Annotated in this window: 12 protein-coding genes; 8 read left to right on the top strand and 4 right to left on the bottom strand. The window is 37.1% G+C overall.

Annotated features, from left to right (window positions below):
• Window positions 1-2: 2 nt before the first annotated feature.
• The gene (gene greA / locus H710_RS05100) at window positions 3-476 is read right to left on the bottom strand and encodes a transcription elongation factor GreA (RefSeq protein WP_005767489.1); all 474 of its coding nucleotides are present in this window, start codon (window positions 474-476) and stop codon (window positions 3-5) included.
• Window positions 477-743: 267 nt separating this feature from the next.
• Here greA and H710_RS05105 point away from each other — a divergent pair, with 267 nt between their 5' ends.
• The 3 genes from H710_RS05105 to H710_RS05115 all read left to right on the top strand — a co-directional run bounded on the left by H710_RS05105 (window position 744) and on the right by H710_RS05115 (window position 4,667).
• The gene (locus tag H710_RS05105; protein ID WP_080772767.1) at window positions 744-1,118 is read left to right on the top strand and encodes an SH3 domain-containing protein; all 375 of its coding nucleotides are present in this window, start codon (window positions 744-746) and stop codon (window positions 1,116-1,118) included.
• A gap of 402 nt (window positions 1,119-1,520) precedes the next feature.
• Window positions 1,521-3,695: an excinuclease ABC subunit UvrB gene (uvrB, locus tag H710_RS05110; protein ID WP_196295859.1), complete on the top strand. Its 2,175-nt coding sequence runs from the start codon at window positions 1,521-1,523 to the stop codon at window positions 3,693-3,695.
• A gap of 450 nt (window positions 3,696-4,145) precedes the next feature.
• Complete coding sequence (locus H710_RS05115; protein ID WP_041849749.1) at window positions 4,146-4,667, top strand: BA14K family protein; 522 nt, start codon at window positions 4,146-4,148, stop codon at window positions 4,665-4,667.
• 50 nt (window positions 4,668-4,717) lie between these two features.
• On the opposite strand, the gene H710_RS05120 is transcribed toward H710_RS05115, so the two are convergent.
• On the bottom strand, window positions 4,718-5,362 hold the full coding sequence (locus H710_RS05120; RefSeq protein ID WP_041849750.1) for an MBL fold metallo-hydrolase: 645 nt from the start codon (window positions 5,360-5,362) through the stop codon (window positions 4,718-4,720).
• Window positions 5,363-5,511: 149 nt separating this feature from the next.
• Here H710_RS05120 and H710_RS05125 point away from each other — a divergent pair, with 149 nt between their 5' ends.
• Both H710_RS05125 and H710_RS05130 read left to right on the top strand, forming a co-directional pair.
• Entirely contained in the window at window positions 5,512-6,216 is a 705-nt protein-coding gene (locus tag H710_RS05125; RefSeq protein WP_041849751.1) for a response regulator, read from the top strand.
• Between the two features lie 7 nt (window positions 6,217-6,223).
• Window positions 6,224-7,564 (top strand): sensor histidine kinase, encoded by a 1,341-nt coding sequence (locus tag H710_RS05130; RefSeq protein ID WP_041849752.1) that lies wholly within the window; start codon window positions 6,224-6,226, stop codon window positions 7,562-7,564.
• 59 nt (window positions 7,565-7,623) lie between these two features.
• On the opposite strand, the gene H710_RS05135 is transcribed toward H710_RS05130, so the two are convergent.
• Both H710_RS05135 and H710_RS05140 read right to left on the bottom strand, forming a co-directional pair.
• The gene (locus tag H710_RS05135) at window positions 7,624-8,124 is read right to left on the bottom strand and encodes a YbjN domain-containing protein (protein WP_041849753.1); all 501 of its coding nucleotides are present in this window, start codon (window positions 8,122-8,124) and stop codon (window positions 7,624-7,626) included.
• Window positions 8,125-8,504: 380 nt separating this feature from the next.
• Window positions 8,505-8,771 carry an accessory factor UbiK family protein gene (locus tag H710_RS05140; RefSeq protein WP_041849754.1) on the bottom strand — a complete coding sequence of 89 codons (267 nt, stop codon included), beginning with the start codon at window positions 8,769-8,771 and terminating at the stop codon, window positions 8,505-8,507.
• Between the two features lie 263 nt (window positions 8,772-9,034).
• Between H710_RS05140 and lgt the strand changes: the two genes are divergently transcribed.
• From lgt to pgeF, 3 genes are read left to right on the top strand one after another with little or no spacing between them, the layout of a single operon-like run.
• A complete protein-coding gene (gene lgt, locus H710_RS05145) occupies window positions 9,035-9,892 on the top strand; it encodes a prolipoprotein diacylglyceryl transferase (RefSeq protein ID WP_041849755.1) in 858 nt (285 codons plus the stop codon).
• Window positions 9,892-10,992 carry a class I SAM-dependent methyltransferase gene (locus H710_RS05150; protein WP_041849756.1) on the top strand — a complete coding sequence of 367 codons (1,101 nt, stop codon included), beginning with the start codon at window positions 9,892-9,894 and terminating at the stop codon, window positions 10,990-10,992. The genes lgt and H710_RS05150 overlap by 1 nt, the downstream gene beginning before the upstream one ends.
• Before the next feature lie 58 nt (window positions 10,993-11,050).
• Complete coding sequence (gene pgeF / locus H710_RS05155; protein ID WP_041849757.1) at window positions 11,051-11,842, top strand: peptidoglycan editing factor PgeF; 792 nt, start codon at window positions 11,051-11,053, stop codon at window positions 11,840-11,842.
• The last annotated feature ends 281 nt before the right edge of the window (window positions 11,843-12,123 follow it).

Raw genomic sequence — 12,123 nt, forward strand, 5'->3', positions numbered from 1 at the left:
ACTCAGATATACTGAATTTTAATAATCTCATAATTATGCGCTCCCCCTGGTGCATTTACCTCAATAACATCACCCTCTTCCTTGCCGATAAGTGCACGTGCAATAGGCGAAGAAATAGAGATTTTACCAATTTTTACATCAGCTTCTTGATCACCAACAATCTGATATACTTTTTTCTCTTCAGTATCCTCATTTAAAAGCTTGACAGTAGCACCAAATTTAATCTGGTTCCCTGAAAGGCGTGAAACATCAATAACCTCTGCCCGTGCGATATAATCTTCAAGCTCATTGATACGCCCCTCATTATAACTTTGCGCTTCCTTGGCAGCATGATATTCAGCATTTTCTGATAAATCACCATGTGCACGTGCTTCAGAGATTGCTTCAATAATCCGTGGACGTTCTTGCTGTTGGCGCCAACGCAACTCCTCTTTAAGAGTTTCAAAACCAGCTGTAGTCATTGGCACTTTTTCCATGATCCATCCCTTTCTTTTACACGGAAAGTTTTTGAAAATATAAAAAACGGCTTCCAGGATAACCTCTGGAACCTGAAAATTACAATCATCTTCACTATATAGAGCAGTCCTCTCATTTTCCATAGAAAAAATGAATGAAGAGCATACGCTACCCTCTAAATATTAAAGATAATTTATATATTAAGTTCTAAAATTAAATTTTATCATAACGTAAACAAAAAACGTGATTCAAAAGTAAGTTTATACAAAAAATTTTATGAGGGGAAAATGAAAAAATTAATGGGTCTTTTTATATTCAGCTCCCTTTTTTTAATAACAACAGTAAGCCACGCTGTACATGCCATTGCAACAAAAAATCTTAATTTTAGAGCAGGACCAAGTACTCAATATACGATTCATGGTTTGATTCCTGCAGGTCAAGCCATATTTGTCCAAAATTGCAAAGGTAATTGGTGCCAAATTTATTATGACTCACGAACAGGCTGGGCATCAGCATATTATCTTTCATTTAAAGATGGAAATGATCTTTATCATGCATATACTACACTATCAACCGAAGCACTCATTATAACAACAAATAAGGTAGCCCGTGATAAACGCAGTAACGATCACTCTGTTCAACACAACCATTGCTCGCCTTAACATTGAAACGACGTCATTCTAAATCTTGATGATATTCCACGATCTATAAGAAATAATAGCTGTCAATTACGAAAACTTTCATAAAAAGAAACAAAAATTGCTATATTACATCTCAATAATAGACCGTACACACACGCTAATAAAACTGAAAACCTCTTGTAATAACTAGTAGTATATTCGAAATTACAGCATGAGAATCCCTTTTATCTTTTTTATAATATAAATGTTCCTATAATGTCTTGCAAAGAACCCATAATCACTCCTAAAAAAATCAATAAAGCATCAAAAACAGGAAGCTGTGTTTCAGCAGCTGAAAGACTTTTTACCTCTTATTCTCATAATAAAATTGCAGAACCTAATATCTCTCGCAAAATCACAAATGTCCCTATATCTCAAGAGATCATGACAGAGAAAGGAGTTACAGCAACTGTTGAAGCTCTTTCTGCACTCATTGCATCAGAGAATCCTCTTGTAAAAAATGGGGAATTATGGACACCCCATCGTCCCATTCGTCCTGAAAAATCTGAAAGCGGCACCCCATTTCAAATTAAGGCTCCCTTTGAGCCTGCAGGTGATCAACCTACAGCCATTGAAACTCTCGTTGAAGGAATAAAGAAAAATGAGCGCACTCAGGTACTTTTGGGTGTCACGGGTTCAGGTAAAACCTACACAATGGCCAAAATCATTGAAATAACACAACGCCCCGCGTTAATTCTAGCACCCAATAAAACTCTGGCAGCACAACTTTACGGAGAGTTCAAAATTTTTTTTCCCCACAATGCTGTTGAATATTTTGTTTCTTATTATGACTATTATCAACCAGAAGCCTATGTTGCACGCTCTGATACTTATATCGAAAAAGAATCCTCTATTAATGAACAAATTGATCGTATGCGCCACGCCGCAACACGCGCTGTACTTGAACGTGATGATGTCATTATCGTTGCATCTGTATCCTGCATTTATGGTATTGGTTCAGTAGAAACTTATACAGCTATGACCTTCCAAATAAAAAAAGGTGATAGGCTTAATCAACGACAATTATTGGCTGATTTGGTCGCCCAACAATATCAACGACAAGATATAAATTTCGTTCGTGGTTCTTTCCGTGTTAGAGGTGACACGATCGAAATTTTCCCTGCTCACCTGGAAGACCGTGCTTGGCGTATTTCATTATTTGGTGATGAAGTTGAAACGATTACTGAATTTGATCCTTTAACGGGGAAAAAAACAGATGATCTCCAATCTGTTAAAATTTATGCCAATTCTCACTATGTAACACCACGACCAACATTAAATCAGGCAATTAAATCAATAAAAATGGAATTAGCTGCACGCCTCAACGAATTAAACTCTGCAGATCGTCTTTTAGAAGCACAACGTTTAGAACAACGGACAAGATTGGATTTAGAAATGCTGGAAACAATTGGATCTTGCTCCGGAATTGAAAATTACTCACGCTATTTAACAGGACGAAAACCTGGTGCTCCCCCTCCAACTCTTTTCGAATATATTCCTGATAACGCTCTTGTTTTTATTGATGAAAGCCATGTGACTATTCCGCAAATTAGCGGTATGTATCGAGGTGATTTTCGACGAAAAGCCACTCTAGCTGAATACGGATTTCGCTTACCTTCTTGTATGGACAACCGTCCCTTACGCTTTGAAGAATGGGATGCGATGCGCCCACAAACTATTGCTGTTTCTGCAACACCTGGCCGCTGGGAAATAGAACAAACATGCGGTACTTTTGCAGAACAGGTCATTCGCCCAACAGGACTTGTTGACCCTTTAACAGAAATACGTCCAGCACGTACTCAAGTCGACGATGTTGTGCACGAAATTCACACAACAATCAAAAAAGGCTATCGCACATTAGTAACCGTTCTGACAAAACGGATAGCTGAAGATTTAACGGAATATCTCCATGAGCAAGGTATTCGTGTTCGTTATATGCATTCTGATATTGATACATTAGAGCGTATTGAAATTCTTCGTGACCTACGACTGGGCACCTTTGATGTTTTAATCGGCATCAATTTGCTTCGAGAAGGCTTGGATATTCCAGAATGTGGTTTTGTTGCTATTTTAGATGCCGATAAAGAAGGCTTTTTGCGTTCAGAGACCTCACTTATTCAAACCATAGGACGAGCTGCTCGTAATGTAGATGGTCGAGTTATCCTTTATGCGGATACGATAACTGGCTCTATAGAACGAGCCTTGCAAGAAACAAAACGTCGTCGACAAAAACAAATAGACTATAATCAAAAGCATCATATCACACCAACTAGTGTTAAGAAAAACATCAGTGACATTCTCAATTTAGTTGGTGATAACAACCATATCCGTAAAGATATTCCTAATTTTGTTACACAACAAAACAGAACTGGTGATACTCTAGCCAACCATATTCAACGTCTTGAAAAATTGATGCGTGAAGCAGCTGCTGATCTTAATTTTGAAGAAGCTGCTCGACTTCGTGATAACATTAAACAGCTACAGAAAATAGAGCTAACCATTACCGATGATTCATTGGCACAAAATAACCAGAGCTCTACCAATGAAGAGAGAAAATAAAGAAAATCCTTTACAATTATTATTTCCCAATTTTAAGTAGAGATTAATTAAAAGAGAGCATATTTTGACATTAAGCTCACCCACATATATTGTTGTGCATATAATACATGAAGTGGTTTTATTATCTATTCTTATGAAAAAAACTCAATAAGAAACCATTTTTTATGGATAAAGTTAAATTTTTAAGTATACTAACATTTTTATATAATACCGAGTTGAAAATAATAGGCACAACATCATTTATATAGAAGCTAAAGCAAATAAAAAACTGCAAAAATGTTATGGGTTCATGAATGCATAATATGTTTAAAATCAGATTTGTGCTCTATCTATTCTGTCCTAAGCAGATCCTTGCTCATAATATTGATATTTTCAAAATTGTTCAGATTATATTCAGCTTAATGCGTGTAAAGTGCATGCAAATATAAACTCATACTAAGGAATGTTGCTATGAAAAAATTGGTTAAATTTGCGGTATTATCGGCAGTATCAACTATAATCATTTCCGCGCCACTAACCACAGCATTTGCTTACGAAGGTTATGAGCGCATTCAAAAAAATATCACTGTCCATCAGTCTCATCAAAAACACTCAACACATCATCACCATCATTATCATCAAAACAGTAAAACAGAGACCCGTACTCGTACTCGCGAATATCACATACATCATAACAATAACAATTCAGAAGATACGTTAGCAGCAAGTGTTCTTGGCCTTGCTGCAGGTGCCCTTCTCGGAAATATTTTGCAAAAACCTACACAACCGCAAGTTATCTATCAACCTATACCGCAAAATCAGGTGATTTATCAAGCACCACCAATAAAAGTGTATCGGCCTATCCAACAAGAACAGGTATCTCAATGGCTTCAATATTGCTCACAAAAATACCGTTCATTTAATCCCAAAACAGGAACTTTTCGTGGTCATGATGGTTTAGATCACTTTTGTTATGCTCCAGTAAATGATTAAAAACATTGGAAAGACCTGCTTTAAAGCAGGTTTTTCCATATATTTCCCTTTTACATCCCTTTAAGAAAAGGATTGTGCTGACGTTCATAGCCTATAGTACTTCTTGGTCCATGACCACAAATAAAGTTAACGTCATCACCTAATGGCAAAACTTTTTTCTTAATAGAATGCATCAATTGTTCATGGGAACCTAATATAAGGTCTGTGCGACCCACCGACCCACGAAATAGAACATCGCCCAGTAAAGCAAAGCGTTCTTTTTCATTAAAATAAATTACATGGCCAGGAGCATGCCCCGGTGTATGAAAAACACGAAATATATGCCCAGAAAAATCAACGCTATCGCCATCTTTTAGCCATTGATCAGGAATACAAAGGCGCACATCATCCATAGAATAGCGTTTTGCCTTTTCAACTACATCATCCATCACTGGCTTATCATCAAGATGTGATCCCATAATTTTAACATTGAGCGCCTCTTTAGCTTGCATAGCTGCTCCTACATGATCAATATGACCATGAGTTATCCAGATAGCTTCAACGATGACGCCTATTTCTTGAATCGCTTCCTCGATTCGAAGCCAATCACCACCAGGATCCACTAAAACGCCCCTCTTACTTTCATTATCAAAAAGTAAAGTACAATTTTGTTGGAAAGATGTAACCGGAATAATATGTAAACTGAGATCGCCCATCATACCCTTTTCAAGAATTATGTGTGTTTAACCCTATAAATAGCAATTTTTACTCCGTTATAAAGTAAAAAATTGCCTGCTCGACAGCTTTGTATAACTTATGTAAACTAGATTTCATATTAACTGAATTTTTGTCAAGGTTTTGAATAATGACCGATCCCATTCAGGTCTTATGTGATGATGCACCTCACCTTCTCGTCATTGACGATGACACTCGTATTCGTAGCCTCTTATCCCAATTTCTGATTAAAAATGGCTTTCGTGTTTCTGTTTCTGCTAATGCTGATGAAGCTAGACAGCTCCTCAAAAGCTTAGACTTTGATCTTCTTATTGTTGATGTGATGATGCCCGGTGAAAACGGCATCGACCTCACTCATTCGCTTCGCCAAACGAAAAATGTTCCTATTCTCATGCTAACAGCTTTATCGGAAATAGATCATCGTATCTACGGATTAGAAGCAGGAGCAGACGATTATCTCGCTAAGCCCTTTGATCCTCGTGAACTTTTACTTCGTGTTAACGCCATTTTACGGCGTGGTTTCTCATCTAACCAGCTCAAAATCGAACAAATTGTTTTTGGACCTTATGTGTTTTCAATTTCACGGCGTGAACTTAAAAAAGGAGAAGAAATCATTAAATTAACAGATAAAGAACAGGAAATGATGGTGATTTTTGCAAAATACGTAGGAGAGACAATCCCGCGCCATAAATTTGCAACAACTGACAAAGATATCAGTCAACGCTCTATTGATGTACAAATTAATCGTCTACGTCGCAAAATAGAAAAAGATTCTGCAAACCCTATGTGGCTTCAAACTGTACGAGGGATCGGTTATAGACTCTCGATTGAATAGGCGTATAATGATTAAATCTGCAAAAAAATTTGCCCGATGGTTAACGAGGCAAATGCCTAAACGGCTTTATGCACGCTCTTTGATTATTATTATTGCCCCTATGGTTCTCCTACAAACAGTGATTGGCTACGTTTTTATGGAACGTCATTGGCAAATGGTCACTGAACGTCTTTCAACAGCTGTTGTCCGTGATATTTCCGCTATTATTGATATCATTGAAACATATCCACAACAGCATAATTACGAAGATATAACACGCATTGCACAACAACGCATGGGATTAAACATTTCTATCCTTCCCCCTGATCCCCTTCCTGCTCCAGGGCCTAAACCATTTTTTGCCATTCTGGACTATTTTCTCAGTGAAGAAATCACTCGTCAAATTAACCGTCCCTTCTGGATTGATACAGTAGGCGATTCCGATCTTATTGAAATTCGTATTCGTCTTGATAAGAGTACTTTGCGTGTCTTTGCCATGCGTAGCCAAGCCTATGCCTCCAATACTGATATCTTTCTTAGCTGGATGGTAGGGACTGCTCTTGTTTTACTGCTAATTGCTATTTACTTTTTGCACAGACAAATCAAGCCAATCCAACAACTTGCTGAAGCCGCTGAAAGTTTTGGACGCGGACGTCCCTTACCTGAAGGTTTTCATCCACAAGGTGCTGATGAAGTACGTCGTGCCGGCATTGCTTTTTTGCGCATGCGTGAACGTATTGAACGCCAAATCGAACAGCGCACCATGATGCTGTCAGGCGTTAGTCATGATTTAAGGACCATTCTTACACGCTTTAAACTTCAACTTGCTATTGCAAGTACTGACTTTGATAGTAGTCTTCTTGAACAAGATGTCAACGATATGCAAAACATGTTAGAAGACTATCTGGCTTTTGCACGTGGTGAAGGCAGTGAAAATGTTAAAAACTTTGATTTACAAGCTCTTATGAAAAAATTCTCCGCCAATGCTAATCTTCATCAACGTCACTTCTCTTATACCATTGAAGGCCCAACACAGATACAAGTGCGTCCACATGCCTTTACACGCTTGGTTAGTAACCTTGTGTCTAATGCATTTTATTACGCAGACACTGTTGAGTTAACAGCTACAACCCAGCAAGAATCTTTTATCATAATCATTGATGATAATGGACCAGGCATTCAAAAAGATATGCGCACAGAAGTGTTTAAGCCATTTTTTAGACTTGATAAAGCACGCAATCAAGACGCGAGCGGAACGGGGCTTGGACTTTCTATTGCCCAAGACATTGCTCGTAGCCACGGAGGCAACATCCAATTAGACGATAGCCCACTCGGAGGTTTGCGTGCTATTATTGATATTCCCCTATAAAACACATTAACACATTCCAAAAGCTTTACAAACAACCATACCTTAAATTGTTGAAAGGCTTAAGCATTTCCTACAGTCTCAAATAAGGCATATTGTAGCGCTTTATAAGCGCTTGTACCAGCCCAAGCAACCATTTGAAAAGCAGCATAATAACTTTCACAAATTTTAAGCGCATTCATCAACAATGTCTCAACTTGTATATGAGATGGATGCACCCCTCCAGCAAGCAGAAGGCCCTGTCGGTAAATAACAGAATTATCCCCTTGCCAGTAATCAAAATGTCCTAACAATAATTTTTCATTAATTGCCAATAATAACTGACTTATTTCCATTGTTCGAGCATTTTCAATAGAAAGATCAAACGCGCAAGCTAAATGAAGAGCCTCTTGCTCTTCAATCCATGAAAAAGAAAGGTGATAATTAGCCTGTTTTCCTTCGATACAAACATTAATTTCATCTTCTGCACTGCGCTCAAAAGACCAATCACATTGGTAAGCAATCTGTTCAATAAAATCTACCGGATGCTCTTTTCTTTCTGCGATGCTAAAAGCAAACCCCATCATTAACCCTCGATGACAGAAAAATATTATTAACAAAAGCGCAAACTAATTATAATCGTAACAACATTTGTTATAATTATAGCCTTTACACTTAACAAATACGCACTAAAATATTAGACAAACCACACACAAAACTGAGAAGCAAAACAGAGCATGCTTCCTACAACAAATAAACCTGATAAAAACAAAACGAATCATCAAGCTTTTTCAGTGTATTCATACAATCTCATAGCACCAGCCCCTTTACTCAAAAAAAATGCTTTTTTATTAAAAATATATCGACTATCTGCTCTAACAGACTCAAGATTAAGCATTTTTCAGTTTTATGCTTAACATCGAAAAATTGGGGATTATTTTTAAAGAATATAATTTTTCTATACTTAGGTCGTTTTAGATTTTTTCTGATTTTGTTTTTCTAAATCATCAAGACGTTTTATCAAATCAGCGTTGTCAGCACGTAATTTAAGTAACATTTCCTTCATTATTTCAAATTCCTCGCGTGAAACAAGATCAAGCTTATGCACTATCTTCTCAATTTGCGAACGAAAAAATATTTCAGCTTCATACCGTATACCTTGTGTAGCACCTGCAACATCTGTCATCAATTTTGCCAATTCATCAAGAATACGGTTTGATCCATTACTCATGATATTTTCCTTTAATGTTAGCTACTTATGCAATATGTCATTATAATGTATTTTTATCATATGTAGATACTGTATTTTCTTTTAGCAACATAGATTTATTTTAGCCTTTTACCACTATACCAACAGCAGACGATCTTTACCCCTAACTTAACTACCTTTGGCTTAATCATCCGCTGAATCGACTGTCTCTGACTTGACCATTGCGCATTCGTCTGTCATGATTTTATAATATTATATTCTCTTAAAATTTAATGCCTGACTTCATGAACAATTTCCCTTCTTGTCCTGCTATTCCTTTTCCTGATTTTCTTGATCCTATTATTATTCAATTAGGACCTATAGCACTCCATTGGTATGGTCTTGGTTATGTCGTAGGCATTCTTTTTTCTTGGTGGTATGTACAAAAATTATCGCACAAAAAATCCTTGTGGTATGCAAACCATCCTCCCCTGAATGCAGAAAAAACAAGTGACTTTGTCGTTTGGGCTGCTATTGGTATCGTTGTTGGTGGTCGTTTAGGACAGGTACTGATATGGGATCCTACTTATTATTTTAACCATCCAAGTTCTATCATTGCTGTATGGGATGGAGGAATGTCCTTTCACGGTGGCCTAATTGGTACCACTATCGCAATAATCTGGTTTGCACGGAAACACAACATCAATATTTGGGCAATGTTCGATACAATTGCTGCAGGCGCTCCTTTTGGAATTGGCGTCGTGCGAATATGTAACTTCATTAACCAAGAGTTATGGGGCAATGTTACGAATGTTCCCTGGGCCGTCTGCTTTTCCCTTGATCCTCAATATTTGCCACGTCATCCAAGCCAACTTTATGAAGCCTTCATGGAAGGATTTCTTCTATTTATTGTACTTGCTTTTATTATTTTTGCTTTCAAAGCATTTAAATGCCCGGGTACTGTAGCAGGCACATTTATCATAAGCTATGGAATAGCGCGCATCATTTCAGAAATTTTCCGTGTTCCTCAAGAGGATCCAGAATGGTTTTCTGCTTTCTTTTATGGCTCTGGATTTACCTACGGTATGGCCTTATCTCTTCCTATGATTTTATTTGGTTTTTATGCTATTTTCCAATCCTTCAGAAATCATTTTATAAAATAATGGCAACCTTAAAACATAAAATTCAAAAAATTATTGCTCTCGAGGGACCAATAACTGTTAGCCAATTTATGTCTTTAGTCCTTACAGATTCACAATTTGGCTATTACCAAACACAAACACCCTTTGGACGTACCGGCGACTTTGTTACTGCACCTGAAATAAGCCAATTATTTGGAGAAATGATTGGTATTTGGACTATTGCAAACTGGGAAGCTCAAGGCTGTCCACATCCCTTTATTCTCGCAGAAATAGGTCCAGGACGTGGAATACTTATGGATGATGTTTTACGGACTATTCAGAAACTATGTATAACAGCATTTAATGCTGCAGAAATCTTTCTTGTTGAAATAAGCCAAAACCTTGCAACAGAACAAAAAAAGCGCCTCTCATCCTATCAAAAAAAAATTCACAACATTGAGAGCTTTGATCAGATACCCCCAGGCCTTTTACTCCTTATTGCGAATGAACTCTTCGATACCCTTCCCATTCATCAATATATCAAAATCAATGGAGAATGGAGAGAACGCCTCATTACCCTTAATCCCAGTGGTCATCTTATTTTTATTGCTGACTCACATCAACTTTCTTCTGAAAGCTTACCAAATTATTGTGCTGAAATGCCTGATGGAACTATTTGGGAATATGCACCTTTACGCAACCAATTGATGCAAAAAATCAGCAATCGCTTAATGCAAACGCAAGGTTCTGCCTTACTTATTGATTATGGTGCTTCTAACATTGCATTTGGAGACACACTGCAGGCTATTTCAAAACACCAATTTCGTGATATTTTTTCTGCTCCAGGAGAACATGATTTAACATCACATGTTGATTTTTTCTCTTTGAAAGAGATAGCCCTTCAAAAAGGCTGTTTTGCTACCATTTTGGAACAAGGAGATTTTCTCTTTAAAATGGGAATTCTGGAACGTGCAAAAAAGCTTAGCTCTGATAAAAATTTTGCAACTCAGAATAGAATTCGTCAAGATGTTGAACGGCTAACCAGCTCAAATCAAATGGGAAAACTTTTTAAAGTTCTCTATGCTAGTGATAAAAACATACCCCTATTTTCATTCTTGAGTGCTAATAATAACAACCATTAACGTAAATTATCCTCTTGCTTAACCATTTTCATTCAAAATTTCATCATGTGGAGCTTTTATGAAGTCTATCCCTGAACCTATTCTCGCAAATAATCTTTTTTCTTTGCATATACAGGGAATAAAGCACGGTTTTTTTACACGTCAGGGAGGTATTTCAAAAAATATTTATCAGAGTCTCAATGTTGGCCAAAGCTCAAAAGATTATTCTGAACACATTGCACAAAACCGTACTTTCATTGCTAATTATTTTAACATTGAAGTACAAAATTTAATCACTGTCAATCAAATACATTCTTGTGAAGTCGTCGTCGTTGATCAACCTTTTATCGGTGAATGTCCTAAAGCTGATGCTCTCGTCACAACGACAAAAGGTCTGGCAATCGGCATTCTTACAGCTGATTGTGGCCCCGTTCTTTTTGCTGATCCGCAAGCAGGTGTCATTGGTGCCGCGCATGCTGGTTGGCGAGGAAGCTTGAACGGAATTTTAGAAAAAACAATTTCAGTTATGGAAAAACAAGGAGCCAAACGACAATCAATAACAGCAGTTCTTGGACCCTGTATTGGTCCTCACCATTATGAAATAACAGGCGAATTCTACGATCAATTTATGGATTACCAAAACCAATTCCAAAAGTATTTTTTAAAAACAGATAAAGAAAACCATTTTAGCTTTAATTTATGGGCATTCATTATGGATAAGTTACAACAAGAAGGTATCAATGCTTCTTGTCTGCATCTATGCACTTATCAAAATGAACAGCGTTTTTTTTCCTACCGCCGTGCAACACATCGCAATGAACCTGACTATGGACGGCAAATTTCTGCCCTTATGCTAACACATAAAAGGTAAGCTTCTTTGCTACAACCTTAAATCGTTGTGATCTGAGTATACACACAGCCTACCAATAACCATAAATCCTCAAGTGATATCAACCGTAGCATAAAAAGATACCGTTTACTGAGGCAGAAATAGATAGTTTTTACAATTTATAATGGTGTGAATAACTTCCATGATTCCCTTTCCAAAATAATTGAAATCATATTGAAAACTCCATTTTAAAAATGACAATATTAAAAAAACAATGAGGTATCAGCTCTTTTAACCAAGGATAGATAAAATTGTGATGCTTT

This window comes from Bartonella bacilliformis Ver097, from assembly GCF_000709795.1.
GTDB classification, from domain to species: domain Bacteria; phylum Pseudomonadota; class Alphaproteobacteria; order Rhizobiales; family Rhizobiaceae; genus Bartonella; species Bartonella bacilliformis_A.

What these genes read in the sequence shown, in the direction of transcription:
- uvrB (WP_196295859.1), top strand. Translation starts at nt 1,521, where the DNA reads ATGACAGAGAAAGGAGTTACAGCAACTGTTGAAGCTCTTTCTGCACTC.
- H710_RS05135 (WP_041849753.1), bottom strand. Translation starts at nt 8,124, where the DNA reads ATGGGGTTTGCTTTTAGCATCGCAGAAAGAAAAGAGCATCCGGTAGAT.
- H710_RS05105 (WP_080772767.1), top strand. Translation starts at nt 744, where the DNA reads ATGAAAAAATTAATGGGTCTTTTTATATTCAGCTCCCTTTTTTTAATA.
- H710_RS05115 (WP_041849749.1), top strand. Translation starts at nt 4,146, where the DNA reads ATGAAAAAATTGGTTAAATTTGCGGTATTATCGGCAGTATCAACTATA.
- pgeF (WP_041849757.1), top strand. Translation starts at nt 11,051, where the DNA reads ATGAAGTCTATCCCTGAACCTATTCTCGCAAATAATCTTTTTTCTTTG.
- H710_RS05150 (WP_041849756.1), top strand. Translation starts at nt 9,892, where the DNA reads ATGGCAACCTTAAAACATAAAATTCAAAAAATTATTGCTCTCGAGGGA.
- H710_RS05120 (WP_041849750.1), bottom strand. Translation starts at nt 5,362, where the DNA reads ATGGGCGATCTCAGTTTACATATTATTCCGGTTACATCTTTCCAACAA.
- H710_RS05140 (WP_041849754.1), bottom strand. Translation starts at nt 8,771, where the DNA reads ATGAGTAATGGATCAAACCGTATTCTTGATGAATTGGCAAAATTGATG.
- H710_RS05130 (WP_041849752.1), top strand. Translation starts at nt 6,224, where the DNA reads ATGATTAAATCTGCAAAAAAATTTGCCCGATGGTTAACGAGGCAAATG.
- lgt (WP_041849755.1), top strand. Translation starts at nt 9,035, where the DNA reads ATGAACAATTTCCCTTCTTGTCCTGCTATTCCTTTTCCTGATTTTCTT.
- H710_RS05125 (WP_041849751.1), top strand. Translation starts at nt 5,512, where the DNA reads ATGACCGATCCCATTCAGGTCTTATGTGATGATGCACCTCACCTTCTC.
- greA (WP_005767489.1), bottom strand. Translation starts at nt 476, where the DNA reads ATGGAAAAAGTGCCAATGACTACAGCTGGTTTTGAAACTCTTAAAGAG.